The sequence below is a fragment of the Rhizobium sp. TRM96647 genome, from assembly GCF_025780115.1.
Lineage (GTDB): Bacteria > Pseudomonadota > Alphaproteobacteria > Rhizobiales > Rhizobiaceae > Mycoplana.
In genome coordinates, this window is record NZ_JAOXHF010000002.1 from 147,765 (window position 1) to 174,169 (window position 26,405).

Consider the following 26,405-nt stretch of genomic DNA (forward strand, 5'->3'; position numbering starts at 1 on the left):
GTCATGGCCTTCCGGTTGGGACTACGGAGTTCTTCTCGCGGTGCCGTTCTTCGAACAGCCAGCCCGCCAGCACGGCTGCCGCCAGAGCGCCGGCGACCTCGGCGATGACGAATGCCGGAAGGTCGGCGGGACGGATGCCGGCGAAGGTGTCGCTCAGGCTTCGGGCGACCGCGACGGCGGGATTGGCGAAGGCGGTCGAGGCCGTGAACCAGTAGGCGGCCGTGATGTAGAGGCCGACCAGCATCGGAACCGCCTCCGCCCTGTGGCGCAGGCCGCCGAGGATCGTCAGGAGCAGCCCGAAACTCGCGACGAACTCCGCGATCCATTGGCCCTGTCCGGTTCGTTCCGTTCCCGACACCTGCAGCAGCGGGAGTTCGAACATCAGATGGGCAAGCCAGGCGCCGGCGATCCCGCCGAGGATCTGGGCAACGACATAGGCGCCCAGCTCCCTTGTGGCCAGCTCACCGCGCGCGGCGAAGACCACGCTCACGGCGGGGTTGAAATGCGCACCCGAGACCGGTCCGAGGATCGTGACCAGCACGACCGGGATCGCGCCCGTCGGCAGCGTGTTGGCGAGGAGCGCCAGCGCGTCGTCGGCGGTCCGCATGTCGGCCATGATGCCCGAGCCGACGACGGTCGCGACAAGGATGCCGGTGCCGAGGAGTTCGGCAGCGAGCCTGCGCGGCAGCGACGCCTTCATTCGGCGGCACAGCAGGCGGGAGCCTGGACGATCGGGGCACAGATGTCGGGATGCCCCCCGCAGCAGTCCTCCATGAGAAACCGCACCAGGCCGCCGAGCGCGTCGAAGCGCGCGGTATAGATGATCGAGCGGGATTCGCGCTGCTGGCCGATCAGGCCGGCATGGTCGAGCTCCTTGAGATGGAACGAGATGTTGGACGGCGAAACGCCGATCTCCTCGGCGAGAGCGCCGGCCGACATGCCGCCCGGGCCGGCCACCACCAGCATGCGCACGATCTTGAGCCTCGTTTCCTGCGACAGGGCGGCAAACGACGCCAGAGCTTGACGGTCATCCATAATTCAACGTTCCTTGAAGTATTGAAGTCAGGCTATAGCGCCGATGCAGGCCATCGGCAAGACAATTCCTGTCGCTCGGCGCCGGCATGGCCGCCTGACACAATTCCTTCATGAGAAACCGGGAAAACCACGCCGGGTCGGCCAATGGCGGTGTTGACCGGAAGGGATTGTCGATGAGCACGCTGCAGGACGTGGCGTTGAGAGCAGGGTGTTCGGTCGCGACCGCGAGCCGTGCGCTCACCCGGAACGGCTGCGTCAGCGACGCGATGAGCCGCAAGGTGCGGCGCGCGGCGGCGGAACTCGGCTACCGCCAGTCGCCTGCCGGCGGCAGGGCGGGGCGGCGGGTCATAGGCGTTCTCGTGCCGAGCGTCACCAATCCGGTCTTCTCCTCCTCCCTCTCCAGCATCGAAAACAGGATGCTGATCGCCGGCCATGGCGTCGTGATCGCACAGTCCCATTATGATCCGGCGAGAGAGGCCGATGCCGTCACGGCGCTCCTGAACGATCGGCCCACCGGCCTGATCCTCACCTTGTGCGATCCGGGAAACACCGCCCACCTGCCCGCCGACCTGCCACCGACCGTGCTGCTCGGCAACCGCCCGGCCGCCGCCTTTCCGGCAGCGGTCTGCGTCGACAATGTCGGGGCCGGCCACGAACTGACCCGGTTCCTGCTGGACCTCGGCCATCGACGGATCCTGTTCGTCTCCGGAAACTTCACCGCCTCCGATCGCGCCCGGTCGCGGCACGAGGGCTACCTGCAGGCCATGGCGGATGCCGGCGTCGAGCCGCTGGAGGCGATGCAGATCGCCTTCGTCGGCGGCTACAGCCAGCTCGAGCTCGACACCGTGCTCGCCCGGTCCTCGCCCACAGCGATCATCGCCTCCAACGATCTCCTGGCTTTCGGCGTCATCGGCGCGCTGCGGCGCGAGGGGCTGTGCGTGCCGCGCGACGTCTCCGTCGCAGGCTTCGACGGCATCGAGATGGGGCAGATGCTGGATCCTCCGTTGACGACGATCGAGATGCCCGACGCCAGCATGGGCACGACGGCGGCGTCGCTGCTGCTCGACATTGCCGGCAATGGAGCGCCGACCCGGCATTTCAACTTCGACTACCTGCTGCGCCGCGGCGGCACGGTGCGCGCCCTCTAGCAAGCAGAAGGCCGCCGCAGGGGAATTGCGACGGCCTTCGCCTGTCAGGTCACGGGAATGCTCAGCTGCGCGGCAGCAGGCGCTTGACCTCGTCGGCGGCGTCGTTCAGCGCTTCGTCCGGCGTTGCCGACTGGTCGACGACGCGCGAGGTGTTGTCGACGATCGTCTGGGTGACGCGGACGCCGTTGGAGCCCGGGAAGGCATACCAGGGGATCATGCGCGGCATCTGCTTCAGGCCGGCCTGGAACAGCGGGTTCTCCTTGTAGAAATCGCCGAGATATTCAGCGGACGTGGCGGCGAGTTCGTTGTTCGGCACGTAGCCGGTGCCGGGAACGACGACCGAGGCGCCGTAGGGGCCGGCTGCGAACTTGGCGAACTTCCAGGCGGCATCCTGCTTCGCCTCGTCATGTGTCAGGATGACGACGGCGTTGCCGCCGGTCGGCAGCTTGCCGTTCTCCGGGTCGAGCAGCGGGATCTCGGCGGTGCGCAGGTCGAACTTGTCGCCGACGTTCTTGATCGTGTTGCGCAGCGCACCGGTGGTCTGGAAGGCAAAGCCGACCTTGCCGGCGACGAAGGCCTGCTCGCCGGCCTGCTTGGTGAAGACCGGCATGCCGGCTTCCTTGACCAGGCGGTCGATCACCTGGAACGCCTTCTGGCCTTCCGGACCGTTGAAGGTGACTTCGCTCTCGTCCTCGGAGAGCATCGTGCCGCCGGCGCCGAACAAAAGCGCGGAGAACATCCAGTCGTCGCCCTGCCAGCGGAAGTCGACCGAATCGACGCCGTTGCCCAGAGCCTTGATCTTCGCACCGAGTTCGATGACCTCGTCCCAGGTCTTCGGCGGCTGGTCCGGGTTGCCGCCGGCAGCCTTAACGAGATCGGCGTTGTAGTACATGATCGGGTTGGAGGTGGCGAAGGCGAGGCCGACCTGCTTGCCGTTGACCTGGGCGAGCTTCAGGATCGTGTCGGAGAAGCCCTGCTCGGCCATCGAGGCCTTGTCGCCTTCCATCAGCGGACCCATGTCGACGGGAATGTTACGCTCGTCGGCCATGCGCAGGCGGTTGAGGCCGATGAAGGTGATGTCCGGCATCTCGTCGGTGCCGGCCTGGCGCATGATCGTCTGGATGCCTTCCTCGTAGGTCGCCGAAGGATTGGCGAACTGGATCTTGATGTCCGGGTTCTCTTCCATGAACTTCTTCGAGATCGTGTCCATCACGTCCTTGAAGAAGCCCGGCATCGGGTAGTGGACGGTCAGCGTCGTCTCGGCATGGGCCGGAAGCGTCACCGACAGGGTGATCGCGGCGGCGGCAAGGAATGGCTTGAAGTGCTTCATCGAATGGCTCCTGTTTGAAAGGCCGGTCAACCCTTGAGACCGGTCATAGTGATGCCCTCGACGAAGCGTTTCTGGGCGAACAGGAACGCGGCGACGAGGGGGAAGGTGATGATCAGCGTGGCGGCCATCAGCGCGCCGTAGTCGTCGCCGGCCTCGGCGGCACGGAAGTAGAGCAGGCCGAGCGGCGGCGTCGCATAGGCCTGGTTGGTGACCACGATCAGCGGCCAGTAGAGGTCGTTCCAGTGGGCGACCACCGAGAAGATCGAGAACGCGGTGATGGCCGGCCAGGCATTGGGCACGATCACCCGGGCGATGATGCCGGGCTCGCTCATGCCGTCGAGGCGCGCCGCATGGATGAGATCGTCCGGCATGGCGCGGAAGAACTGCAGGAACAGGAAGATGCCGAACACCGAGATGGTGAAGGGCGCGACCAGCGCCACGTAGCTGTTCAGCGCCCCGACCCGGTCGAAGACGACATAGAGCGGCAGTGCGGTGGCGTGGATCGGCACCAGCAGGCCGAGCATGACCAGCACGATCATGACGCGCGCGGCGCGGAACTTCAGCTTCGCCATGGCATAGGCGCAGGGAATGGCGATCACCACCTGGATGACGAGGATCAGCGCGCAGACGATGACGCCGTTCATCAACAGCGTCCCCATCGACACCCGCGACAGCGCCTTGGCGAAGTTCTGCACGTAGAACCATTGCTGCGGGATGAGCGACAGCGACGAGGTAAAGATGTCGCTCTGCGCCTTGCCGGCGGTCGAGATCATGAAGATGTAGGGTGCCAGGAAGACGAGGGCGCCGAAACCGAGGATGGAGAGCCGGGCGACGCGGCCGGGGGTGAGGCTTGCCGAGGTCATGAGTAGTGCACCTGCCGGTCCTGGACGCGGTATTGCAGGAACATCAGCACGACGAGGATGGCGAGGAAGACGACCGTCATCGCCGAGGCGTAGCCGACGCGCAGATAGACGAAGCCTTCCTGGTAGATGGTGAAGAGCAGCACTTCGGAGGCCTTGTTCGGCCCGCCCTCGGTGAGCGTCTTGACCGTCTCGAACACCTTCACCGCGTTGATGATGCTGATGGTGGTGACGAACAGCGTCGTCGGCCCCAGCATCGGCCAGGTGACCAGGCGGAAGCGGTCCCAGGCCGATTTCGCCCCGTCGACCTCGGCCGCAGCATAGAGTTCGCGCGGAATGGCGGTGAGACCGGCGAGGAAGAGCACGAGGTTGAAGCCGACCGACTGCCAGACGCCGATGATCGACAGGCTGTAGAGCACGGTCGATGAGGCGCCGAGCCAGTTCGGACCGGGAACGCCGAACGTCGCCAGCATGGCGTTGATCGGGCCGATCGTCGGGTGGAAGAGATATTGCCAGACCGTCGCCATCGCCACCAGCAGCGAGGCGACCGGGAGGAAATAGGCGGTGCGGAAGAAGGACCGACCGATGCCCTCCGCCTCGATCAGCATGGCGAGCCCGAGCGCCATGAAGATGGAAACCGGCGTGACGATGCCGGCATAGACGGCGGTGTTCCACAGCGAGCGCTGGAAGGTGCGGTCGCCGAGAAGTTCGGCATAGTTCTCCAGGCCCACGAAGCGGAAGTCGGCATAGCCGAGTTCGAAATCGGTGAAGCCCAGGCCGATCACCGCGACCACCGGCAGGATGATGAAGACGACCACCAGCAGAAGCGCGGGCGCGACGAGCAGCCAGGCGACGCGGGCCTCGCGCTGCTCCGGCGTGACGGCGCGCGAGACGGTGCCCGCGAAGCCGGTGGCAGAGGTTGCGAGATCAGCCATGCAGCGCCTCCCGCACGACGGCGTCGGAGACGGGCGCGGCCGCGAGGCGTCCGCCGTCCTTGGAGAAGACGAAGATGTGCCGCGGATCCGCTTCGAGCCGCACCGGCGCGCCGGCGGAAAGGTCCGCCCCATCGGCCGGGGTGACCTTGGCGACCATGGTTTCGCCGATCGCGTCGAGCCGGCAGGTGACGATGATTTCCGAGCCGAGGAATTCCAGCCGTTCCACACGGGCGGGCAGGCCCTCGTTGCCCTGGCGCGAAACGGTGACGAATTCCGGCCGGACGCCGAGCGTCACCGCCGATCCGGCCGCAACCGTCCGGTCGGCAAGGCGGCAGCGCGTGCCGCCGAGCGCCACGGTCGCACCGTCCTCGACCTTCGAGGCGATCAGGTTGATGCGCGGCTGGCCGATGAATTTCGCCACCTCGACATGCTGCGGGTCCTCATAGATCACCTGCGGGGAGGCGAGCTGCAGCAGCGATCCGCCGATCATCACGGCCACGCGGTCGGCCATCGACAGCGCTTCGGCCTGGTCGTGGGTGACGTAGAGGGTCGGCACGCCGGCGCGCCGGTGCAGGTCCACGATCTCGCCGCGGGCATGCACGCGCAGGTTCGCATCGAGGTTGGACAGCGGCTCGTCCATCAGGAAGACCGCCGGACGGCGCACCATGGCGCGGGCCAGCGCCACGCGCTGGCGCTGGCCGCCGGACATCTGCCCCGGCTTGCGGTCGAGCAGGTGATCGATCTTGAGCGATGCCGCCATCTCGCGCACGTCGCGGTGGATGCCCGCCACCGTCTTGCGCTGGCCGGGCATCATGCGGCCGAGAACGGGCAGGCGCCGCGCACGCGTCAGGCGCCGCATCACCAGCGGCACGGCGATGTTCTGCGCCGCCGTCAGGTGCGGATAGAGCGCGTAGGACTGGAAGACCATCGCAATGTTGCGGTCGGCGGCATGGGCCGCGGTCATGTCGCGGCCGGCAATGACGATTTCGCCGCTGTCGGGCGTCTCGAGCCCGGCGAGGATGCGCAGAAGCGTGCTCTTGCCGCAACCCGAAGGGCCGACGAGCGCGATGAATTCGCCGGGCGCCGCATCCAGCGTCACGCCCTTGAGGATGGGGTTGCCGCCGAAGGACTTCTCGATGTTGCGAAGCGAGAGCGCGCTCATTCGGCAGCCGCCCTGGCCGCCTTGCCGGCCGATCGCGGATAGACCTCGTGGATCACCTCATCGATCACGTGCGCGGTCATGCCCGGTACGGTGACGATCTCGCTTCGGACGTCGTCTTCGAAGGTGTGGACGACCGCGCCGACCAGGCGTTCGCCCGGCATTTCGCGTTCCAGCTTGTCGATGACGAAGGCGGCGGACGGCGCCCAGGTGAGCGCGGTGTTGCCGAACCGGCCCTGCCAGGCCCAGTGCAGGTGGCCGCTGGCGAACAGCGCCACGTCATGGGCGGCGATCAGGTCGGTGAGACGCTTGCGCTGCGAGGGCCGCACGCTCCAGTAGCCGGTGTCGCCCTCGTCCGGGGCATCGACGAACAGGGGCTTGTGGGAAAACAGCGCCAGCCGGCGTCCGTCGCGCTCTTCGAAGGCGGTCCGCAGCCAATCGAACTGCGCTTCTTCCTCTTCGTCCTCGTGACCGAGAAGAAGCGCGTTGAGCCCGACGAGACGCCAGCCGTTCGCGTCCTCGAGGAAGCGGTCGCCGCCGACGATGCGCCGCCAGCGCCCGAGGCGCTCCGGGTTGACCGGCTGGTCCATGTGGGCGAAGTGGCCGACGTCGTGATTGCCGGGCACGATCAGCATCGGCACCTTCACCTGCCGCATCAGTTCCATCGAGAAGCTGATGTCGGCTTCCTCGTCGGCCCCGTCCAGCGTCAGGTCGCCGGTGTGGACGACGAGATCGGCGCCGCTATCCTCGATGAAGGTCAGGAGCGGCGCCCAGTTGCCGTTGAAATGGGTCTTCCCGGGGCTGAAATGGGTGTCGGTGATCTGGATGATTTTCATGGGGCCGCTTCTCCGGACCGGAGCGTCTCAGACTGTCGGACGCGCCGTAGGCAGGCCCTAGCCGGCTCACGTGTCAGCGCTGTAACGGCCTTTTCCAATTCCCTTCCAATTCTGTCACAAACGGCACGATCGACGTCCGGACGCGGCCCTTGGGCGGGAATGTATGCGGTGATGGTGCAGCCCCGCCGGGTGGGCTTTCGGCAAGGGGCGGGCCGTTCAGGCGGGAGCACACGTGCCGGCTCGAACCCGGATTTCGCCTCGATCCCGGCCGCAATGACGCCCGTCATGGCCGGATGATGCCGATCGGTGACGCCGCATGCGCAAAAGTGAATAGATCGCCGGCAAGAGACGTCTAATTCGTTGCGGCGAGGCTTAAGAATTAATTATACCGGTTTTATATGATTTTCGCACTTGGGTGCCATTAACACCGCATGACGCGGCGCGCGCGTCGGCGCTTCCGGGCGGATCCGGATACGGCACAGATGCCGATGAAAGCGGAATGCGATGCTGACGAAAAAAGGAAAATACGGCCTGAAGGCGCTTGTTGACCTGGCGCGGCTGGAGCCGGGCGAAACGGCTTTCGTCAGCGAGATCGCGCTGCGCAACAACATTCCGAAGAAGTTCCTCGACACGATCCTGCTGGAGCTTCGCAATGCCGGCATGCTGCGCTCCAAGAAGGGTCCCGGCGGCGGCTACTCGCTGTCCCATCCGGCCTCGGAGATCCGCATCGGCCACGCCATCCGTGTCCTCGACGGCCCGCTGGCGCCGATCCGCTGTGCCAGCCGCACCGCCTTCGAGGCCTGCGAGGACTGTGCCGATCCGGAAACCTGTCAGGTGCGCCGCGCGATGACGGACGTCCGCGACGCGATCGCCTCGATCCTCGACACCATGACGCTCGCCCAGTTCGTCTCCGCGCCGGATGCCGCCTCCATCATCGATGATGACGAACCGCGGAAGCGGACGGGCTGAGCCGTTTTGCGCGGCCTTTGGCGCCGGTAACAGGTTCGGTCCGGAAGGCTACCCGATCGCCGGCGCGAAGCTGCCGTAGCGGCCGTTATGGTATACGAGCGACTGGCCGCTGCCGGAAATGACCTCGACCACGCGGCCGAGGATGATGCCGTGGCTGTGGCGTTCGATGATCTCCTCGACCTCGCAATCGATCGAGGCGAGCGCGCCGACCAGGACCGGAGCGCCGCTGATCCGCGTCGTCCAGCTTGCCCCCTCGTAGCGCGCCTCGCCCTTCGTCCCGCCGATCCCGGCAAACCGGTTGGCCACGTCCTCGTGATCGCTGGCGAGGATGTTGACGCAGAAGTGGCCGTAACGTCGGATGACCGGGAAGGTGGACGAAGAACGGTTGATGTTGACGATCATCGTCGGCGGCTCGACTGACAGCGCTGTCGCCGAGGTCACCGTGGCACCCGTGCGGTCCGGTCCGACGCCGGCACTGATCACCGACACGGCCCCGGATACGCTGCGCATGGCCGATTTCAGCAGGCCCGGATCGATGAGGGCGGAGCCTTGCGCACGGACCTCGTCGCGCTCGTCCCGCGTCAGCCTGGCCATGTTCATCCCTGGTCTCCTGTCCATGCCCCAACTGCCGGGCCCGATTTTCGCGGCGAGAATGCGGACGTGGAATTCTATTGTCAACTAATTTTATGTATTTTATGTTCTGCATCCAAACGAGCTTGGCCTCGCCGGTGAAGACGCCCGACATGCGAAATCAGGAGCATTATGACATGACTGCCGCGCCCGGAAAGATCAGCGTCGAGACGGCGCAGAATGCCTTCCGGCGCCTCGGGGAGGACTGGCGGATCGGCATCGACAGCCCCGTCTTCTCCCGCTACCTTCATCCGGAAGAGGCTGATCGCTTCGAGGAACGGCTCATGTCGCAACGTCCGCTCGACCATGGCATTCCGGCGCGCCGGGCGACCATCGGCGCCGGGGTTTCCGGTGAGCCGGTCGCCGGCACCCGTTGTCCGGCGGCGAAGGATTGTCGGTCGTGAAACGCGCCGCCGCAAGGCCGGTCGTGGCCATCATCGGCGGCGGCTTCACCGGCGCGGCGCTGGCCTATCGCCTCGTCCACGGAATCTGCGCAGGCTCGGCGCGCATTATCCTCTTCGAGCCGCGGCAGGTCGTCGGCGGCGGCCTCGCCTACGACACCGACGAGGCCGTCCACCGCATCAACGTTCCGGCGACCCGCATGTCCCTCTTTCCGGGCGACGAGGAGCATTTCCCGCGCTGGCTGGAGGAGACGGGCGCGCTTCGCGACGATCCGGAGGCCGTGACGGCGGATGGCCGCATGTTTCCCCGCCGGGGCGCCTTCGGCCGCTATGTCCACGCCCATCTCGCCCCGCTGGTGGCCGATGGCAGTATCGAGCACCGCAAGACGCGCGTGCGCTCGGTCACGGCCATAGGGCAGGGCGTAAATCAGGGACGCTGGCGGCTGGAGGCCGATGACGGCTCCGAAACGGTCGCCGATATCGTCGTCGTCGCCACCACCCATCCGAGCCCGCAGGCGCCGTCCGTGCTGGCGCGCGCCCTTGCGGGCCACCCGCGCTACGTGGCGGACACGACTGTGCCGGGCGCGCTCGCTGTCATCCGGCCGGACGACAGGGTGCTGGTGGTCGGGGCGGGGCTGACGGCCGCCGACGTGATTGCAGCCCTCGATGCCGCGGGCCATCGCGGCGCGATTGCGGCGATCTCGCGAAGGGGACTGCGCTCGCGCGGGCACGCCGCCCTGCCGCAGGAGCCGTTCGGCGATTTCTTGACGCAGTCGAGCCGGACCGCGCTGGAACTGTTGCGGGCCACGCGCCGCGCCATTGGCGAAGCGGCGGCGCAGGGCCTCTCCTGGCATGCGGTCTTCGACCGGCTGCGCGCCGAGGGCGGCGAGATCTGGAAGGTGCTGCCGGTGGCCGAACGCTGCCGTCTCGTGCGCTTCCTGCGTCCCTACTGGGATGTGCATCGCTTCCGCATCGCCCCGCAGGTCGAGGCGGTGCTCGAAAGGCGGCTTGCCGATGGACGCCTGACCTTCCGCTCGGCGTCGATTGCGGGGGTGGAAGCCCTGGACGACGGCGAGATTGCCGTCCGGCTCCGCTCGCGCCAGCAAAAGGGCGTGCGCGAGGAACGCTACGACGCCGTCGTCGTGACCACCGGCCCGGGGCACGCCGGCATCCTCGCAAGCCAGCCGTACCTCGCCGGGCTTGCTGCCGACGGGCGCCTGCGCGCCGACCCGGTCGGCCTCGGCATCGATGTCGACGGGGAAAGCCGCGCCGTCGATGCCGGCGGACAGCCGCAGCACTCGCTCTATGTGGCAGGCCCGCTTGCGCGCGGCACGTTCGGCGAACTGATGGGATTGCCGCAGGTCACCGAGCACGCTTACTTCGTGGCCGACCGTGTGGCCGCGGACATCCGCACGCTTGGCGAAGCGAACACGGTCGCCCCGCAGCGCCAGGCCAGATGACCTCTTTAGTCTTCCTCGGGGGGAAGGCGATGGGCCATGAGCCGCAGGGCGCCGGTTTCGCGAAGGATGTCGGCGATGGTCGCGGCGAGATCGTCGGGCGCCTTCGCCGGAGGAGCGTCCGGCCGGGCGGGCGCAGCAGCCCCGCCTGCGGCATCGGCGGCGGTGACGAAGGCGTCCGCCGCGGCCAGGAACGCGTTCGTCCGGTGCAGTTCCGCAAGGCCGATCTGGGCCGCGTCGATCGCACGGCCGGCTTGTTCGACCGCAGCACCCGCGGCGGCGATCCGGGCGGAAGCGAGCCCGATCGCGAGCGGATCCGCATCGTCGTCGGAGAGGGCGGCCTGTAGCGACTGGCGCCCGGCGCCGAGATGCCTTGCGGCCTGCAGCAGCAGATCCAGCGCATGCGGCACGTCGCTGCGCGGGACGTCGGCGACCGCGTGCAGCAGCGCGCCGGCATCGACGGGCACGTCCTTGACGAGAACGTGCTCCGGCCGTGCGGTGCCCTGGGCCGTCGGCTCGCACGTGTTGGCGACATAATGCAGGCCGTCGATGCGCGTCGGCAGCAGCGCCAGCGCCGTCTTGCCCGTCTCGCTCCTCGTCGGCACCAGCACCCAGTCGGCGTGTCGCGCGCAGGGGGTACAGAGAAGCTCGCCGCCCATCCGCCAGCCCACACCGGCCGGCGTCAGCGGCAGCGCCGTCGCCATCCCGCCGTCGCGCTGCACCGGCGTCGCCATCGAAAGCCGCGCGCCGGCCAGCGCCGCCGGGAAAAGGGCCGTCTGCTGTCCCTCGGTGCCGTGGCTGCGCAGGTGCTCGAGCGCCACGAAATGCGCCGCCAGGACCTCGCCGAGCGCCGCCGAGCGTTCGCAGGCGAGGGCGCAGATTTCCGCAAGAACCGTGTTGGAGACGTCGATGCCGCCATGTTCGGTCGGCACCGACACGCCGAACAGGCCGGAGCGGCCGACCATCTCCAGCTGGGCCTCCTGGCTGTCGACGGTGCCGTCCGGTCCGGCGGGCTCGAAGGAGGCGGCAATGGCGGCGGCGACGCTGATCGCTTCGTCTTCCGCGCCGATGAGGGCGGCGGTGCGGACAGGATGGCCAATCGCGGGCGAGAACGTACCCATGTCGACTGCTCCTTGCATCATGCGGTTTCAGGGCGCACAGGTTTCAGACGGGTAGAAAGACCATATTCTATAGAGATTGTATAGATTGGTTTTGCCAATTTCGGCCTGAATTGAGGCATTTTGACCGGGTCCAGAGGCCGACAAATCTCTCTGAAAGAACGATCGCCAAGCCCGAAGCGCCGGAGGCCGTGCCGATCGGGGCCACCGCCCGGCGCCGTCATCGCGCGGCAGTTCGCGCATCGCAATGCGCTCTACGATCTCGCTGCAACAGGGGAACGGGCGCGGCACATCGCCGCCATCCTCGGGCGCGTTCTCGCCGCCGGTGCCACGACGGGCACGGTTGCCGGCGCCACGACGGGGTATCCGCCGCGGCTCGGCCGGGCATACACCGGCTCGCGCCCCGCAGACGGCGCGGGCCGCGAACCCGTCCGCGACCCGTTCGTTCCTTGCGCGCGCCTGCGGCAGCCGCGGCGGCTTACGGCTTCAAAGCGACGGCCCTGCGATTGGCCCGACGGCGCGTGACGTCACTGGCCGTGCCCTGCTTCCGCAGGCTGTGCGGCGGCATCGTGCTTCATCGGCGCGCCGCCCGCAGCCGGGCCGACGGCGAATTCCACGTCGACGGAACCGGCCTTCTCGAAGGTCAGCGTCGCCTTGATCGCCTCGCCTTCCTTGAAGGGCTGTCCGACGTTCATGAACATCACGTGGTAGCCGCCGGGCTTGAGCTCGACGGTGGTCCCGGCCGGAAGCGCCACGCCGTCCTTCAGTTCGCGCATGACCATGACCTCGCCGTCCATCTTCATCTCGTGCAACTGTGCCTCGCCGGCGCGGGCGGTCGCGACGGCGACGAGACGGTCGTCGCCGCCGTTGTTGGTGATCGTGAGATAGCCGCCGCCGACCTTCGCCCCGGGCACCATGGCCCGCGCATGGGGATGGTCGATCTCGATCTGCCCAACCGTGAAATCATGCGCCAGCGCAAGGCCCGGCGCAAACAGCAGCGGTGCCAGGGCGAGAAGTGTCGTGAGTTGTCGTTTCATGATGGTCTCCATTGTCAATTTTGTCTGGTTTGTCGGTGGAAGGACTGGTTTCCCGGCACAAGGCGGGCGCGCGACGTTCGGATGTGTCCTGTCGGGCATAAGGCACCGTCCGGCGGAGCCGGCGCGACGGGAGGCGCTGCCGCGATCGGCGGCAACCGTTCAGGCGTGAAGGCCGGAAGGCGGGCCGCGCGGGGCGGTGTTCGGAGGAAAGAGCTGCCGGTAGTGGGCCTCGGTGCGGAAGGCGACATGCGGGTCGGGCCCGGCAGCGATCGGTTCGCCTGCCCCCTGCTGCGGCGCGGGCAGCAGGATGGAGGCGGAGAGCCTGCAGGCTTCGCAGCCGGAACCCCGGTCGCTGCCGCCATGGCTATCCTCGTCGTGCCCCGAGGACTGGCAGAGGTCCGGCAGAGTGCCGTCCGGCAGCACGTATTGTGCAAGCTCGCTTGCGGGGATCGCCCGCTCACGCGCGCCTGCCGGATCATGCCCGAAGCCGACGAAGAACAGGGCGAGCGTGCAGAGCACACGCACCATGCAGTGTTCGACGAAGCCCAGACGCCCGACCATGATTTCCCCGGTACCGTTGCGGCACATGCAGCACCATAGCCCACGCACCGTCCGGGGTACAATGCGGCAAACTGGCGTGCGTGGCGCTCTCGACGTGGAAATTATTTTCATCAATTGATGGACTTCGCGCACATGGATGGATAACGTCATGAAATATGTCCAACACGTGAAAATGAATTGCAGGATCCATCATGTCCCGTAAGAAACTGGTGCGTCTGGAAACGGCCGACAGCCAGGCCGGCGGCCAGCGCCGACCCTTCGCCAAGGCTGTCAGGGCCGGCGACTTCGTCTATGTCTCCGGCCAGGTCCCGACCGTTGACGGCGAAGTGGTCGTCGGCAACATCGTCGCCCAGACCGAGCAGGTCGTCGCCAACATCAAGGACGTCCTTGCCCTCGCCGACTGCACGCTGGCGGACGTGGTGAAGGTCAACGTCTGGCTCGCCGACGCCCGCGATTTCTCCAGCTTCAACGCCGTCTTCCAGAAGCACTTCATCGATCATCCTCCGGCGCGCTCCACCGTCCAGTCGCCGCTGATGGTCGACGCGAAGGTCGAGATGGACGTCATCGCCTACAATCCGCTCGACTGATCCTGACGCGGCGCGTGCCAGGCCTGCGGCGGCACCTCAGTCGCCCAGCAACTGGCGATCGTCGCCGTCGCGGTGGCGCACCAGTTCCTCCTTGATGGAGCGGAGCGCCTTGATCGCCGTCGCGCGATCGGCATAGGCGACGAGGTTGGCGAGGATGTCGATCGCCGCGAGATAGGCGAAGCGCGTCGAGGTGGGACGGAAGATGTTCTTACCCTCCGGCAGTTCGATCGCGATCACTACGTCGGCCGCGGCAGCGACGGGCGAACCGGGCTGGGTGATGACGATCGTCGGAATGGCCGCCTGCCGGAGCAGGTCCAGGCAGTGGACGAGGCCGAGGTCGCGGCCGGTGAACGAGGAGCCGAATACGACCGTGCCGGGCTGCACGGCGGCCGACATCATGATGTTCATGTTGTGGTCGTTCGAGGCGTTGATGCGGCATCCGAGCCGGAAGAGGCGGTTATGCAGTTCGTTGACGATCATGGCGGAGTTGCCGCTCGCGCCGAAGGCCTGAATGAATTCGGCGCCGCGCAGAAGATGGGCGGCCTTGTCGAGCACGGCGATGTCGAGCTGGCGATGAAGCTCGAAGAGCGCATTCTGGGCCTTGGTGACGATATCCTCGGCCACCTCCTCCGGCGTCGCCGTCGGTGCCTCGGGCTTGAGGTAGCGCAGGCCGACATAGGTCATCCGCGCCAGTTGCACCTTGAAGTCCGAGTAGCCCTGGCATCCCAGCCGCCGGCAGAAGCGCGTCACCGTCGGGGGCGACACGCCCGCCCGCTCGGCAAGCTCGATGATCGACGAGTTGACCACGAATTCCACGTCGTCGAGCACGAGCCGGGCGAGTTTCTTCTCCAGTCCCGAAAGCCTGCCGTCCTCGTCGGAGAGGCCGTGAAAAAGATCCATAGGAACTCCCGGGGCGATGGCGTCGCCTTGGCGATGCCATTCCAATGTGAAAATGAATTTCTTTCGAACGTCTTTTCATAGCATAGTGCGCCGGAGCTTCAACGGAAGCGGGTGTTCGAACGAAAATAAATGACAGCGCCACAGCGAACGGCGCGTTTCCTTCCCAAAAATGAGGTGCAACCATGTTCAATCCCTGGCCCGAGGTCGGCACGTCGCTCGATCAGGTCGCAACCCCGATGCCGGTCATCGACGAGGATCGCCTGGCGGCCAACGTCTCAAGGGCCCAGCGCTATCTCGAAAGCCACGGCAAGGCGTTTCGTCCGCATATCAAGACGCACAAGATCGCCGCCGTCGCGCGCCAGCAGGTCGAGGCCGGGGCCGTCGGCATCAACTGCCAGAAGATCAGCGAGGCGGAGGTCTTCGCCGATGCCGGCTTCGAGGATATCCTGATCACTTACAACATCCTCGGCGCGCCCAAGCTCGCGCGCCTGCGCGCCCTGCACGAGCGGGTGGCGCGCCTTTCGGTGGTGGCCGACAGCGCTGCCGTCGTCGATGGGCTGGCGGCGACCTTCGAGGCCGGCCGGCCTCTTGCCGTACTGGTCGAATGCGATACCGGCGGCCGGCGCTGCGGCGTGCAGACGCCGGAAGATGCCGCGGCCCTGGGAGAAAGGATCGCCGCCGCGCCCGGGCTTCGCTTCATGGGCATCCTGACCTATCCGGCCACCGGCGGCGCCGAGAACGTCGAGGCCTTCATCGTCCGCACCATGGAACTCCTGGCGGCGAAGGGCATCGAATGCCCGGTACGCTCCAATGGCGGCTCGCCGGACCTATTCTCCGCTCACCTCGTCCCCTCCGCCACCGAGCACCGCGCCGGAACCTATGTCTACAACGACCGCAGCATGGTCCGGGCGGGCCATTGCACGGCGGACGATCTCGCCATGCATGTCCTTGCGACGGTGGTCTCGCGGCCTGCACCCGATCGCGCCGTCCTCGATTGCGGGTCGAAGGCGCTGACCTCCGATCTGCTCGGCTTCAGCGACTACGGCATGATCGAGGGCTTCGAGGGCGCGCGCATCGTCTCCCTGTCGGAGGAGCATGCGGTGGTCGACCTGAGGGGCTGCGCGCGCGTCTTCCCCGAGGTCGGCGTCATGGTCAGGGTGGTGCCCAACCACACCTGCGTGGTCAGCAATCTCTTCGACCGCATGGTGTTCCATCGCGACGGCGTCGTCACCCGCGTCGAAGCCGTCGACGCGCGCGGCACGGTGTGGTGAAAAGCACGCCGATGTAGGACTTTCTTCGCGCCGGGCCCCGGATTTTCCCTTCGGGCCCGGTTCGGGCGCGCCGCGCGGCGAAAATTCCCGGCAATTTGCCGGCACGTTTTTCATGGCGTGCCGATGCGCCTCGAAGCGCTGCCGGGCGTCGGTGCCTCGGAAGCATCTGATCTGCAAAAGAAAACGCAATGCGGGGTGCGCGGCGGCAGGCAGAGCGCAGCCATATGCGATGAAAATTTTCACGGCGTTACGAGAGAAATGTAAATGAATTACATATTTTCCTGTCATCAATCCAAAGTCCGTTGACATTCGGGCTCAATGACGCAAAATGAAGAAAATAAATTACACTGGCCAACAGTGAACGGGTGAGCAGGATCAGCAGGCAGGCATGCCTCCGGAACGAACCGCATCTCGCCGACCGGCATGTCCGGCCGCCTCCGGTGGCGGCACGTGCGCGGCGAAGCGCGTCGGGGTGGCCGGTGATGAAAGGAACGGCGGCGCGCCATGTCGAACGACAGGGGCGCCGACAGGCGACGGCTATCGGCCGGGACAGCTTTGGGACATCTGATGCGCATATTTACCGCCTCGCTGGCGACCGAGACCAACACCTTCTCTCCCGTCCCGACCGACATGCACGCCTTCAGGGCGGCGTTCTATGCGGGGCCGGGCGAACATCCCGATACGCCGACGCTCTGCTCGTCCGTCGTGCCGATCCTGCGCCGCCGCGGCCGCGCCGAAGGCTTCACCGTCATCGAGGGTACCTCCTGCTGGGCCGAGCCGGCCGGCCTCATCCAGCGCCGGACCTATGAGGCGCTGCGCGACCGGATCCTCGACGAACTGAAGGCCGCCTTGCCGGTCGACGGCGTCGTCCTCGGCCTGCATGGCGCCATGGTGGCGCAGGGCTATGACGACCCGGAAGGCGATTTCCTCTCGAAGGTCCGCGCGATCGTCGGGCCGGACGTCCTCATTGCCGCCGAATTCGATCCGCACAGCCATCTGACGGCACTCCGCCTTGCCAGTCTCGACCTCATGGCGACCTTCCTCGAGTTCCCGCACACCGATTTCGAGCAACGCGGCGAACACGTCGTCGACCTCGCCCTTCGGGCGCTGCGCGAGGGGTTCAAGCCGGTGCTCTCCACCTTCGACTGCCGGATGATCACCATCTATCCGACCAGCCGCGAGCCGATGCGCTCCTTCGTCGATCGCCTGAAGGCCCTGGAAGGCAAGGACGGCATCGCCTCGATCTCGGTCATCCACGGCTTCATGGCCGGCGACGTGCCGGACATGGGAACGCGCATCGTCGTCGTCACCGACGACGCCAGGGAGAAGGGCGATGCGCTCGCAAGCGCACTCGGGCACGAGCTCTACCGGATGCGCAGGCAGACGGCCATGCCGATGCTCGACACCGAGGCCGGGCTCGACCGGGCGCTGGAACTCAGGGCCGCCCGGCCGGACAAGCCGGTCGTGATCGCCGATGTCTGGGACAATCCGGGCGGCGGCGTGGCGGGTGACGCGACCCATATCCTGCGCCGGATGATCGAGCGCGGCCTCGACGACATCGCCGTCGCCACCATCTGGGATCCCGTCGCCGTCTCCTTCTGCCATGCGGCAGGCGAGGGGGCGGAGCTCGACCTGCGCATCGGCGGCAAGTCCGGCCCGCAAGGCGGAGAACCGCTCGACCTGCGGGTCCGCGTCGAGCGCGTCGTGGATGCCGGCTGGCAGAGCTTCCGCAACAGCCGCGTCACCCTCGGCAGCGCGGCCGTCGTGCGCCCGGTCGGCACGGCAATCGACATCGTCCTGATCACCAGCCGCACGCAGACCTACGAGCCGGACATCTTCTCCAACCTCGGCATCGATTTTTCCGCAAAGGCCATGCTGCTGGTGAAATCGACCAACCACTTTCACGCGGGGTTCCAGCCGGTCGCTTCCGAGATCGTCTACATCGCCGCGCCGACCTCCTATCCCACCGATCCGGCAACGACGCCCTACAGGAAGGCGAGCCTCGAACTGTGGCCGCGCGTTGCCGATCCGCTGGGCCTGGAAAGCTGACACGGGCGCGGCATCCGTGCCGCCTCGAACCTGAGACTGCTGCGACAAGCCGGTGTGCGCGAGACGCCCGCCATCAGAAAGAAAGGGGAACCTCATGAAGAAGACATTTCTCATTGCGACCTTGGCGTCGGCTCTGGCCGCCTCCACCGGCCTTGCCGCGGCGCAGGCGTCCGACGGCATCCTGACGGTCGCCACCATCGGCGAGCCGCCGACGCTGGACGCCATGCAGACGCCCACCGACATCGTGCTGATGATCGACCAGCATATCTTCGAGACGCTCTATACCTATGACGCCCAGTGGAAGTCGGTGCCGCTTTTGGCAGCCGCGATGCCGGAGGTCTCCGAAGACGGCCTGACCTACCGCATTCCGCTGCGCGAGGGCGTGACGTTCCACGACGGCAGCGCGTTCGACGCTAAGGACGTGGTGGCTTCGCTGACGCGCTGGATGGCGGTCAACTCCAAGGGCAAGCAGGTCGCCGAGATCGTCGAAAGCCTCACCGAGGACGGCGCCCATGCCGTCGTCGTCAAGCTCAAGTCCCGCTACGCCCCGCTGCTGGCGACGCTGTCGCAGGCGTCCATCATCATCCCGTCGGAAAAGGTGGCCGACACGCTGACCGAATTCGTCGGCACCGGTCCCTATGCCCTGAAGGAGCGCAAGCCCGACCAGTACACCCAGCTTGTCCGCTTCGAGGACTACAAGTCGCCCGAGGGCGAGCCGAGCAACTATGCCGGCAAGCGCGAGGCGATCGCGAAGGAAGTCCGCTTCGTGCCGGTGCCGGACGCGAACACCCGCGTCGAAGGGCTGATCTCCGGCCAGTTCGACTATGCGGATTCGCTGCCCGTCAGCGCCTATGAGCGCGTCGAGGCGAGCGGCAATGCCAAGCCGGTGATCTTCGAGAATGCCGGCTGGGCCTCGCTCAACCTGAACATGAAGGAAGGCCTGCTGACGAACAAGGCGCTCCGGCAGGCGGTCCAGGTCGCCCTCAATCCCTCCGACATGATGCTGGCGGCCTTCTCCGACGACCGCTTCTTCAGCGTCGATGCCTCGCTCTTCCCGACCGGCTCCTTCTGGCACACGGAAGCCGGCGTGACCCGCTACGGCGAAGGCGATCCGGAGGCCGCCGCAAAGCTCATCGAGGAGGCCGGCTATGACGGCGCCCCGATCCGCCTGATGACCAGCCGCCAGTACGAGTTCCACTACAAGATCGGCGAAGTGGCCAAGGCCTATCTCGAGGCCGCCGGCTTCAAGGTCGACCTGCAGGTCGTCGACTGGGCGACGCTGACCACCCGCCGCGCCGACCCGAAGGAATGGGACATCTTCATCACCCATTCCAACTTCCCGGGCGACCCGACCACGATCAACACGATCACCGACAGCTATCCGGGCTGGTACGTGTCCGACCAGAAGGCCAAGGCCGTCGCGGGCTACATGGAAGCCACGAGCGACGACGACAAGCTCAAGGCCTGGGAAGCGATCCAGACGGTCATCTACGACGACGCGCCCTTGTTCAAGGTCGGCAACTTCAACGCGGTTGCAGGCGTCGGCGCAACGGTCGACGGCTACACGCCGACCTACTGGCCGCACTTCTGGAACGTCACGCCGAAGAACTGAGGCACTGCACCATGGCACGGATCGCCCGGACACTCTTGAACAGGCTTGGGGGCATGCTGGTCGTGCTCGCCATCGTCGTGACGGTTGTTTTCGTCATCGTCCGGGTGACGCCGGGCGATCCGGCCGCGGTGATGCTCGGGGCGGACGCCACGCCCCAGGACATCGCCGACCTGCGCACGAAGATGGGGCTCGATGCGCCGCTGATCGTCCAGTATGTCCAGTTCGTGCTGGGCCTGCTGCGCGGCGATCTCGGCCAGTCGATCTTCCTCAACCAGCCGGTCACGCAGGCGCTTGCCGCCCGCGCCGAGCCGACCTTCTTCCTGACGCTGTTCTCCATCCTGATCGCGGTTTCGATCGCGCTGCCGGTCGGCATCCTCTCCGCCGTCAGGCGCGGAACGCTGTTCGACCAGATCGTCGTGACGCTGACCATGGTCGCGGCCAGCGTTCCCAGCTTCTGGCTCGGCCTGCTGCTGATCCAGGTGCTCGCCGTCGGCCAGGGCTGGTTCCCGGCGTCCGGCTATGGCGGCCCGGACACAACCTTCCTCGTGCGGCTGCATCACCTGGTGCTGCCGGCGATCGCGCTCGGCATCGTCAATTCGGCGCTGATCACCCGCTTCACCCGCGCCGCCATGCTGGACGTCCTCGGCGACGACTATGTCCGCACCGCCCGGGCCAAGGGGGCCGGCGAGGGCCGCGTCATCCTCAAGCACGCGCTGAAGAACGCGATGATCCCGATCATCACCGTCATCGGCCTCTCCATCGCCATGCTGGTCGCCGGCGCCGTCGTCACGGAAACCGTGTTCGGCCTGCCCGGCATCGGCAATCTCGTCGTCTCGGCCGTCCTGCGCCGCGACTATCCCGTCATCCAGGGCGCGCTGCTGGTCGTGGCCGCGATCTACGTGCTGATCAATTTCGCCGTGGACATGCTCTACATTCTCGTCGATCCGAGGGTACGCCTATGACGACCCTGACGACCGCATCCGCCGCCCGTCCGTTCGCCGCCAGCCTGCGCCGCCTGTTCGGCAATCGCGCCATCCTGTTCGGGGCCGTCATCCTGCTGGTCGTGGTGCTGGCGGCGCTGCTTGCGCCGTGGATCGCGCCCTATGCGCCCAACAAGCTCTCGATCGTCAACAAGCTGAAAGGGCCGTCGCCGGCCCATCTCTTCGGCACCGACGAGTTCGGCCGCGACATCTTCTCCCGGGCGATCTTCGCCGGCCGCATATCGCTTCTCGTCAGCCTCGGGGTCGTGTGCATCTCCACCGTGCTCGGCGTCCTTCTCGGCGTCGCCGCGGGTTTCTTCCGCAGGCTCGACGCGCCGATCTCGCGCCTCCTCGATGCCATGATGTCCTTCCCCGACATCCTGCTGGCGATCGCGCTGGTCGCAGCGCTCGGCCCGTCGCTCGCGACCGTCATCCTGGCGCTCGGCATCACCTATGCGCCGCGCCTGGCCCGCATCGTGCGCGGCTCGACGCTCGTGTTGCGCGAACTGCCCTATATCGAGGCGGCGGTCGCCATGGGCCTGCCGACATGGCAGATCCTGTTGCGCCACGTGCTGCTCAACCTCGCCTCTCCCATCCTGGTGCAGGCGACCTTCGTGTTCGCCTCGGCGATGCTGGCGGAGGCGAGCCTGTCGTTTCTGGGCGTCGGCGTCTCCACCGACATGCCGACCTGGGGCACCATGCTGGCCTCGGGACGCGAATACATGAACAACGCGCCGTGGCTGATGGTCTTCCCCGGCCTCGCCATCGTCTTCTCGGTGCTGTCGCTGCAACTGCTCGGCGACGGCCTGCGCGATCTCGTCGATCCGCGCCTTGCCAAGGAAAGCTGACCATGCGTGAAGCCGCCTCTGCGGGCCAGCCGGTGCTGTCCATCGAAAACCTCACGACCTCCTTCCGGACGCCGGATGGCTGGCGCGCCGTCATCCGCGATATCGGCCTTGAGGTGCATGCTGGCGAGACGGTGGCGATCGTCGGCGAATCCGGCTCGGGCAAGAGCGTGACCGCGCTGTCCACCATGCGCCTCCTGCCGCCGGGCAGGGCGCGCTGCGAAGGGCGCATCCTGCTCGAGGGCCGGGACCTGCTGAAGGCGTCCGAGGCCGAGATGCGCGCGGTGCGCGGCGGCTCCATTGGCATGATCTTCCAGGAGCCGATGACGTCGCTCAATCCGGTCTTCACCATCGGCAACCAGATCGCCGAGGCGCTGGTCCTGCATCAGGCGCTGTCGTGGAAGGACGCCGAGGCGGAGGCATTGCGCCTGATGGAACGCGTCCGCATCCCGGCCGCGAAAACCCGGCTGCACGAATATCCGCACAAGTTCTCCGGCGGCATGCGCCAGCGCGTGATGATCGCCATGGCGCTCGCCTGCCGGCCGAAGCTCCTGATCGCCGACGAGCCGACGACCGCGCTCGACGTCACCATCCAGGCGGAGATCCTCCACCTGATCCGCGAGTTGCAGCGCGAAGAGAACATGGGCGTCCTGTTCATCACCCACGACATGGGCGTGGTGGCCGAGGTGGCCGACCGCACCGTGGTGATGTTCCGCGGCGACATGGTCGAGGCCGGGGCCACCGAAAGGATCTTCGCCGAACCCGGGGCGATCTACACGAAGTCGCTGCTCGCCTCGATCCCCCGGCTCGGAACCATGGGCGAGACCCGGTCTCCGCGACGCTTCCCCGAGGTCGACCCCAAGACTGGAGAGGCGACCGGCGGCCGTGAGACGAAGGCGGTCGCGGCAGACGCGGCCCCGATCCTGAAGGTCGATAATCTCACCGTCCGCTTCGACCTGCCGAACGGGCGCGTCCATGCGGTGGAAGGCGTCTCCTTCGACCTGCGCCCGGGCGAGACGCTGGCGCTCGTCGGCGAATCCGGCTGCGGCAAGTCCACCACCGGCCGCGCCATCATCCGCCTGATCGAACCGACCGCAGGGTCCATCGTCGTCGATGGCCAGGATGTCACCAGGGCCGGCACGAAGGCGCTTCGCGCCATGCGCCGCACGTCGCAGATGATCTTCCAGGATCCTTTTGCCTCGTTGAACCCGCGCATCTCGATCGGCTCTGCGATCGCCGAGCCGATGCTGGCGCACGGGCTGATGGGCAAGCGCGAATCCAGGGAGCGCGTCGCCGAACTGCTGGAACAGGTCGGCCTGTCGCCGGCCATGGCCGATCGCTACCCGCACGAGTTTTCCGGCGGCCAGCGGCAGCGCGTCTCCATCGCCCGCGCCCTGGCGCTGGAGCCGAAGCTGATCGTCGCCGACGAGGCGGTCTCCGCGCTCGACGTCTCGGTCAAGGCGCAGGTCTCCAATCTCCTGCTCGATCTCCAGGAAAAGCGCCAGCTCGCCTATCTGTTCATTTCCCATGACATGGCGGTCGTCGAACGCGTCAGCCACCGCGTCGCCGTGATGTATCTCGGCGAGATCGTCGAGATCGGCCCGCGCGCCGCCATCTTCGGCAATCCCCGGCATCCCTATACCCGCCGCCTGATCTCCGCCGTGCCGCTGCCCGACCCCTCGCGACGCGGGCTGGCGCGGCCGACGCTGAGCGAGGAGATCAAGAGCCCGGTTCGCCCTCACGACTACGTGCCGCCGAAACGGATCTACCTCGAAGTCTCTCCCGGCCATTTCGTCCAGGACACGGCCATGGCGGAGATCGCGAGCCTGTCCACCTGACCCGTCCCCGCTGCGGGTTCACAGGGATCGGCGTCCGCGCAGCAAAAAGCCCGCCTGTGGCGGGCTTTCCAAGAGACGCATGGACGGTCGCCGGGCAGATCAGGTGCGCGGCTTGAGGTTTTCGGGGTCGTAGAGCGGCTTGTAGCCGATGCCGACCACCTCGACCGGATAGGTCTCGGCGAAATACTCCACGTTCAGCTTGCGGCCGACCTGGCAATAGGACCAGGGCAGGTAGGCGAGCGCGATGTTCTTGCCGATCGTCGGGCCGTAGGCGATCGAGGTGACGTAGGAGCGGCGGCCCAATTCGTCGACGAGCGTCTCCCCGGTCTGCGGATCCATGACCGGCAGGCTGCCGACCGGATAGCGCTTGACGCCGTTCCGGTCGGTGTTCTCGGTCATCACCAGCGTGCAGAGCATGGCCGGCTGGTGCTCGCGCGCCTTGTACTCCAGATGCTTCGTCTTGCCGCGGAAGTCCGCCTCCTTGACCTTTGGGCGGGCGAGGTCGGCCTCGATCAGGTTGTACTGCGTCAGAAGATCGGCATTCTGCAGGCGCAGGCTCTTTTCCATGCGGCGCGAGTTCGCATAGGTCTCGACGCCGAAGGCCATGACACCGGTGGCGCGCAGCGCATCCCAGACGGCGAGGCCGTCCTCGTACTTCATGTGCAGTTCCCAGCCCTGCTCGCCGACATAGGAGATGCGGAAGGCGGTGACGGTCTTGCCGGCAATCTCGATCGGCTTGATCGCGGCGAAGGCGAAGTTCTCGATGTCGAGACCGGCAGGATCGGCCACCACCTTCTTCAGCGTCTCGCGCGCATTCGGGCCCCAGATGCCGATGGTGATGAACTTTTCCGAGACGTCGGTGATGGTGACGTCGAGGCCGCGGTCCTCGGCGATGCGCTTCATGTAGTGGAAGTCGCGCGGGCCGGCGTCGGCGCCGTTGACGAGGCGGCAGCGGTCGGCCATGCGGAAGACGGTGAAGTCGGCGCGCACCATGCCCTCGTCGTCGAGGAAGTGGGTGTAGATGCCCTTGCCGACATTGCCGTCGCCACCGATTCTGGCAGCGCACAGCCATTCCAGAAGCTCGACATGGTCGGGCCCTTCGATGTCGACCATGTGGAAATGGCTGAGGTTGACGATGCCGCAATCCTCGCTCATCGCCAGATGCTCGGCATTCGAGACGCGCCAGAAGTGGCGGCTGTCCCACTCGTTCTCGCGCACCGGAACGCGATCGCCATACTTCTCCAGCAGATGCTCGTTGGCGGCATAGCCATGCGCGCGCTCCCAGCCGCCGAGCTCCATGAAATAGCCGCCGAGCTCGACTTCGCGCTCGTAGAAGGGCGAGCGCTTGACGTTGCGGCCGGTGGCGTAGGGCTCGCGGGTGTGGACGGCGGGGAAGTAGATCTTCTGCGCCGCTTCATAGGTGCGGCCCTCGATGAACTTCTCTTCGAGCTGGTGCGGATAGAAGCGGGAATAGTCGATCGAGTTGTGGTCGATCTCGGTGCGGCCGTCCGTCATCCAATCCGCGATCAGCTTGCCGTAGCCGGGGCCGTCCTTCACCCAGATGGCGACGCAGTACCACAGGCCCCGCACCTTCTGGCTCTCGCCGCAGGAGGGCCCGCCGGCGGCAGACACCTGCAGCAGCCCGTTGAAGGAATGGCCCTCGTTGTAGCCGAGCTCGCCGAGGATCGGCGTCAGCTCCATCGCCTTTTCGAGCGGCTCGATGATCTGCTCCATGTCGAGGTCGCGCTGCGAGGGCGAAAGCCGCGCCTGATCCTTTTCCAGGATGTCGCGCGGATGGCAGAGACGGGGATTGTCGGTCTCGTAGTAGCCCCACTCGATCTGGCCGCCCTCGGTCGTCTTCGGGTCGCCGGTGTCGCGCATATAGGCGGAGTTGCCCTGGTCGCGTAAGAGCGGGAAGCCGATCTCCTTACCGGTGCCTTCGAATTCGTTGTACGGGCCGAAGAAGGTCAGCGGATGGTCGACCGGCATGACCGGCAGGTCCTCGCCGACCATCTCGGCGATCAGGCGGCCCCAGATGCCGGCGCAGACGATGACATGGTCGGCCATGATCGTGCCGCGATGGGTAACGACGCCCTTGATGCGGCCGTTCTCGACGATCAGAGACTTGGCCGGCGTGTTGCCGAACATCGCAAGCTTGCCGCTCTTTTCGGCGGCATCGACCAGCTTGCCGGCGACGGTCTGCGAGCGCGGGATGACGAGGCCGGCATCCGGGTCGAACAGGCCACCCTGCACCTGGTCTTCCTCGATCAGCGGAAACTTCGCCTTGATCTCGGTAGGGCTGACATAGTGGGCGCGGGTGCCGAAGGCCTTGGCGGAGGAAAGCTTGCGCTTGATCTCTTCCATCCAGGCGTCGTCGCCGGTGCGGGCGACTTCGAGGCCGCCGATGCGGGCGTAGTGGCCCATCTTCTCGTAGAAATCGATCGAGTACTGGGTCGTCCAGACCGAGAGATAGTCGTGGCTGGTGGTGTAGCAGAAGTCCGAGGCGTGGGCCGTGGAACCGATGTCGGTCGGAATGCCGGACTTGTCGATGCCGACGATGTCGTCCCAGCCGCGTTCGATCAGGTGGTGGGCGATCGAGGCGCCGACGATGCCTCCGAGCCCGATGATGACGACCTTTGCGTTTGTGGGAAATTCAGCCATTGCGTGCGACCCTGATTTGATACCGGAGGCGGATATTAGGGCTTGTGTCACCGTGTGTAGAGCCTGTCTACGACATTATCATCGTGCTGCACGACGACCCGCGCTGCGGCGCCATGGCGTCACGTTGGCGTCACGCGCGGCACACGCAGACGTGAAGGAACCGTGCCGGCGGCGGCGTGTTAAGGA

At 66.6% G+C, this 26,405-nt stretch carries 24 protein-coding genes; 11 read left to right on the forward strand and 13 right to left on the reverse strand.

Annotation, left to right across the window (positions count from 1 at the left end; all coding sequences use genetic code 11):
* Position 1 precedes the first annotated feature (1 nt).
* Both OCK02_RS03690 and OCK02_RS03695 read right to left on the reverse strand, forming a co-directional pair.
* On the reverse strand, positions 2–700 hold the full coding sequence (locus OCK02_RS03690) for an aquaporin (RefSeq protein WP_263812098.1): 699 nt from the start codon (positions 698–700) through the stop codon (positions 2–4).
* Complete coding sequence (locus tag OCK02_RS03695) at positions 697–1,035, reverse strand: ArsR/SmtB family transcription factor (RefSeq protein WP_263812099.1); 339 nt, start codon at positions 1,033–1,035, stop codon at positions 697–699. Before OCK02_RS03695 ends, OCK02_RS03690 begins: the two co-directional genes overlap by 4 nt.
* A 173-nt stretch (positions 1,036–1,208) precedes the next feature.
* Here OCK02_RS03695 and OCK02_RS03700 point away from each other — a divergent pair, with 173 nt between their 5' ends.
* Positions 1,209–2,183 (forward strand): substrate-binding domain-containing protein, encoded by a 975-nt coding sequence (locus OCK02_RS03700; protein ID WP_263812100.1) that lies wholly within the window; start codon positions 1,209–1,211, stop codon positions 2,181–2,183.
* A gap of 61 nt (positions 2,184–2,244) precedes the next feature.
* On the opposite strand, the gene OCK02_RS03705 is transcribed toward OCK02_RS03700, so the two are convergent.
* The 5 genes from OCK02_RS03705 to OCK02_RS03725 are packed head-to-tail and all read right to left on the reverse strand — an operon-like array spanning position 2,245 to position 7,303.
* A complete protein-coding gene (locus OCK02_RS03705) occupies positions 2,245–3,513 on the reverse strand; it encodes an ABC transporter substrate-binding protein (protein WP_230802758.1) in 1,269 nt (422 codons plus the stop codon).
* A gap of 26 nt (positions 3,514–3,539) precedes the next feature.
* Positions 3,540–4,376, reverse strand: coding sequence for a carbohydrate ABC transporter permease (locus OCK02_RS03710; RefSeq protein ID WP_263812101.1), 837 nt, complete (start codon positions 4,374–4,376; stop codon positions 3,540–3,542).
* Positions 4,373–5,308, reverse strand: a complete 936-nt coding sequence (locus tag OCK02_RS03715) for a carbohydrate ABC transporter permease (protein WP_263812102.1) — start codon at positions 5,306–5,308, stop codon at positions 4,373–4,375. Before OCK02_RS03715 ends, OCK02_RS03710 begins: the two co-directional genes overlap by 4 nt.
* Positions 5,301–6,470, reverse strand: a complete 1,170-nt coding sequence (locus OCK02_RS03720; protein WP_263812103.1) for an ABC transporter ATP-binding protein — start codon at positions 6,468–6,470, stop codon at positions 5,301–5,303. The genes OCK02_RS03715 and OCK02_RS03720 overlap by 8 nt, the downstream gene beginning before the upstream one ends.
* Positions 6,467–7,303, reverse strand: a complete 837-nt coding sequence (locus OCK02_RS03725; protein ID WP_263812104.1) for a metallophosphoesterase family protein — start codon at positions 7,301–7,303, stop codon at positions 6,467–6,469. The genes OCK02_RS03720 and OCK02_RS03725 overlap by 4 nt, the downstream gene beginning before the upstream one ends.
* Positions 7,304–7,807: 504 nt before the next feature.
* On the opposite strand from OCK02_RS03725, the gene OCK02_RS03730 reads away from it, so the two are divergent.
* Positions 7,808–8,272 (forward strand): RrF2 family transcriptional regulator, encoded by a 465-nt coding sequence (locus OCK02_RS03730; RefSeq protein WP_263812105.1) that lies wholly within the window; start codon positions 7,808–7,810, stop codon positions 8,270–8,272.
* A 48-nt stretch (positions 8,273–8,320) separates the two neighbouring features.
* On the opposite strand, the gene OCK02_RS03735 is transcribed toward OCK02_RS03730, so the two are convergent.
* Complete coding sequence (locus tag OCK02_RS03735; protein ID WP_263812222.1) at positions 8,321–8,866, reverse strand: flavin reductase family protein; 546 nt, start codon at positions 8,864–8,866, stop codon at positions 8,321–8,323.
* Positions 8,867–9,039: 173 nt separating this feature from the next.
* Between OCK02_RS03735 and OCK02_RS03740 the strand changes: the two genes are divergently transcribed.
* Together OCK02_RS03740 and OCK02_RS03745 are read left to right on the forward strand one after the other, a co-directional pair.
* The gene (locus OCK02_RS03740) at positions 9,040–9,306 is read left to right on the forward strand and encodes a hypothetical protein (RefSeq protein ID WP_263812106.1); all 267 of its coding nucleotides are present in this window, start codon (positions 9,040–9,042) and stop codon (positions 9,304–9,306) included.
* Entirely contained in the window at positions 9,303–10,763 is a 1,461-nt protein-coding gene (locus tag OCK02_RS03745) for an FAD/NAD(P)-binding protein (RefSeq protein ID WP_263812107.1), read from the forward strand. Before OCK02_RS03740 ends, OCK02_RS03745 begins: the two co-directional genes overlap by 4 nt.
* Positions 10,764–10,768: 5 nt before the next feature.
* On the opposite strand, the gene OCK02_RS03750 is transcribed toward OCK02_RS03745, so the two are convergent.
* From OCK02_RS03750 to OCK02_RS03760, 3 genes are all read right to left on the reverse strand, one after another.
* Positions 10,769–11,881 (reverse strand): acyl-CoA dehydrogenase family protein, encoded by a 1,113-nt coding sequence (locus OCK02_RS03750; protein WP_263812108.1) that lies wholly within the window; start codon positions 11,879–11,881, stop codon positions 10,769–10,771.
* A 524-nt stretch (positions 11,882–12,405) separates the two neighbouring features.
* Positions 12,406–12,915, reverse strand: a complete 510-nt coding sequence (locus OCK02_RS03755) for a copper chaperone PCu(A)C (RefSeq protein ID WP_263812109.1) — start codon at positions 12,913–12,915, stop codon at positions 12,406–12,408.
* A gap of 159 nt (positions 12,916–13,074) precedes the next feature.
* Entirely contained in the window at positions 13,075–13,476 is a 402-nt protein-coding gene (locus tag OCK02_RS03760; protein ID WP_263812110.1) for a hypothetical protein, read from the reverse strand.
* 191 nt (positions 13,477–13,667) lie between these two features.
* Between OCK02_RS03760 and OCK02_RS03765 the strand changes: the two genes are divergently transcribed.
* Positions 13,668–14,063, forward strand: coding sequence for a RidA family protein (locus OCK02_RS03765; protein WP_263812111.1), 396 nt, complete (start codon positions 13,668–13,670; stop codon positions 14,061–14,063).
* A gap of 36 nt (positions 14,064–14,099) precedes the next feature.
* Here the strand turns inward: OCK02_RS03765 and OCK02_RS03770 are convergent, their stop codons facing one another.
* Complete coding sequence (locus OCK02_RS03770) at positions 14,100–14,963, reverse strand: MurR/RpiR family transcriptional regulator (RefSeq protein ID WP_230802770.1); 864 nt, start codon at positions 14,961–14,963, stop codon at positions 14,100–14,102.
* Between the two features lie 182 nt (positions 14,964–15,145).
* Here OCK02_RS03770 and OCK02_RS03775 point away from each other — a divergent pair, with 182 nt between their 5' ends.
* The 6 genes from OCK02_RS03775 to OCK02_RS03800 all read left to right on the forward strand — a co-directional run bounded on the left by OCK02_RS03775 (position 15,146) and on the right by OCK02_RS03800 (position 23,558).
* Positions 15,146–16,234 carry a D-TA family PLP-dependent enzyme gene (locus OCK02_RS03775; protein ID WP_263812112.1) on the forward strand — a complete coding sequence of 363 codons (1,089 nt, stop codon included), beginning with the start codon at positions 15,146–15,148 and terminating at the stop codon, positions 16,232–16,234.
* Between the two features lie 567 nt (positions 16,235–16,801).
* A complete protein-coding gene (locus OCK02_RS03780) occupies positions 16,802–18,283 on the forward strand; it encodes a M81 family metallopeptidase (RefSeq protein WP_263812113.1) in 1,482 nt (493 codons plus the stop codon).
* Between the two features lie 94 nt (positions 18,284–18,377).
* The gene (locus OCK02_RS03785; RefSeq protein WP_263812114.1) at positions 18,378–19,895 is read left to right on the forward strand and encodes an ABC transporter substrate-binding protein; all 1,518 of its coding nucleotides are present in this window, start codon (positions 18,378–18,380) and stop codon (positions 19,893–19,895) included.
* An 11-nt stretch (positions 19,896–19,906) separates the two neighbouring features.
* Positions 19,907–20,857: an ABC transporter permease gene (locus OCK02_RS03790; RefSeq protein ID WP_269064536.1), complete on the forward strand. Its 951-nt coding sequence runs from the start codon at positions 19,907–19,909 to the stop codon at positions 20,855–20,857.
* Positions 20,854–21,723 (forward strand): ABC transporter permease, encoded by an 870-nt coding sequence (locus OCK02_RS03795; protein ID WP_263812115.1) that lies wholly within the window; start codon positions 20,854–20,856, stop codon positions 21,721–21,723. Before OCK02_RS03790 ends, OCK02_RS03795 begins: the two co-directional genes overlap by 4 nt.
* Positions 21,724–21,725: 2 nt before the next feature.
* The gene (locus OCK02_RS03800; protein ID WP_263812116.1) at positions 21,726–23,558 is read left to right on the forward strand and encodes an ABC transporter ATP-binding protein; all 1,833 of its coding nucleotides are present in this window, start codon (positions 21,726–21,728) and stop codon (positions 23,556–23,558) included.
* A gap of 99 nt (positions 23,559–23,657) precedes the next feature.
* On the opposite strand, the gene OCK02_RS03805 is transcribed toward OCK02_RS03800, so the two are convergent.
* Positions 23,658–26,219 carry a GcvT family protein gene (locus OCK02_RS03805; protein WP_263812117.1) on the reverse strand — a complete coding sequence of 854 codons (2,562 nt, stop codon included), beginning with the start codon at positions 26,217–26,219 and terminating at the stop codon, positions 23,658–23,660.
* Between the last annotated feature and the right edge of the window lie 186 nt (positions 26,220–26,405).

Coding starts and splice junctions, on each gene's coding strand:
- OCK02_RS03690 (WP_263812098.1), bottom strand. CDS start 700: ATGAAGGCGTCGCTGCCGCGCAGGCTCGCTGCCGAACTCCTCGGCACC.
- OCK02_RS03695 (WP_263812099.1), bottom strand. CDS start 1,035: ATGGATGACCGTCAAGCTCTGGCGTCGTTTGCCGCCCTGTCGCAGGAA.
- OCK02_RS03700 (WP_263812100.1), top strand. CDS start 1,209: ATGAGCACGCTGCAGGACGTGGCGTTGAGAGCAGGGTGTTCGGTCGCG.
- OCK02_RS03705 (WP_230802758.1), bottom strand. CDS start 3,513: ATGAAGCACTTCAAGCCATTCCTTGCCGCCGCCGCGATCACCCTGTCG.
- OCK02_RS03710 (WP_263812101.1), bottom strand. CDS start 4,376: ATGACCTCGGCAAGCCTCACCCCCGGCCGCGTCGCCCGGCTCTCCATC.
- OCK02_RS03715 (WP_263812102.1), bottom strand. CDS start 5,308: ATGGCTGATCTCGCAACCTCTGCCACCGGCTTCGCGGGCACCGTCTCG.
- OCK02_RS03720 (WP_263812103.1), bottom strand. CDS start 6,470: ATGAGCGCGCTCTCGCTTCGCAACATCGAGAAGTCCTTCGGCGGCAAC.
- OCK02_RS03725 (WP_263812104.1), bottom strand. CDS start 7,303: ATGAAAATCATCCAGATCACCGACACCCATTTCAGCCCCGGGAAGACC.
- OCK02_RS03730 (WP_263812105.1), top strand. CDS start 7,808: ATGCTGACGAAAAAAGGAAAATACGGCCTGAAGGCGCTTGTTGACCTG.
- OCK02_RS03735 (WP_263812222.1), bottom strand. CDS start 8,866: ATGGCCAGGCTGACGCGGGACGAGCGCGACGAGGTCCGTGCGCAAGGC.
- OCK02_RS03740 (WP_263812106.1), top strand. CDS start 9,040: ATGACTGCCGCGCCCGGAAAGATCAGCGTCGAGACGGCGCAGAATGCC.
- OCK02_RS03750 (WP_263812108.1), bottom strand. CDS start 11,881: ATGGGTACGTTCTCGCCCGCGATTGGCCATCCTGTCCGCACCGCCGCC.
- OCK02_RS03755 (WP_263812109.1), bottom strand. CDS start 12,915: ATGAAACGACAACTCACGACACTTCTCGCCCTGGCACCGCTGCTGTTT.
- OCK02_RS03760 (WP_263812110.1), bottom strand. CDS start 13,476: ATGGTCGGGCGTCTGGGCTTCGTCGAACACTGCATGGTGCGTGTGCTC.
- OCK02_RS03765 (WP_263812111.1), top strand. CDS start 13,668: ATGTCCCGTAAGAAACTGGTGCGTCTGGAAACGGCCGACAGCCAGGCC.
- OCK02_RS03770 (WP_230802770.1), bottom strand. CDS start 14,963: ATGGATCTTTTTCACGGCCTCTCCGACGAGGACGGCAGGCTTTCGGGA.
- OCK02_RS03775 (WP_263812112.1), top strand. CDS start 15,146: ATGTTCAATCCCTGGCCCGAGGTCGGCACGTCGCTCGATCAGGTCGCA.
- OCK02_RS03780 (WP_263812113.1), top strand. CDS start 16,802: ATGCGCATATTTACCGCCTCGCTGGCGACCGAGACCAACACCTTCTCT.
- OCK02_RS03785 (WP_263812114.1), top strand. CDS start 18,378: ATGAAGAAGACATTTCTCATTGCGACCTTGGCGTCGGCTCTGGCCGCC.
- OCK02_RS03790 (WP_269064536.1), top strand. CDS start 19,907: ATGGCACGGATCGCCCGGACACTCTTGAACAGGCTTGGGGGCATGCTG.
- OCK02_RS03795 (WP_263812115.1), top strand. CDS start 20,854: ATGACGACCCTGACGACCGCATCCGCCGCCCGTCCGTTCGCCGCCAGC.
- OCK02_RS03800 (WP_263812116.1), top strand. CDS start 21,726: ATGCGTGAAGCCGCCTCTGCGGGCCAGCCGGTGCTGTCCATCGAAAAC.
- OCK02_RS03805 (WP_263812117.1), bottom strand. CDS start 26,219: ATGGCTGAATTTCCCACAAACGCAAAGGTCGTCATCATCGGGCTCGGA.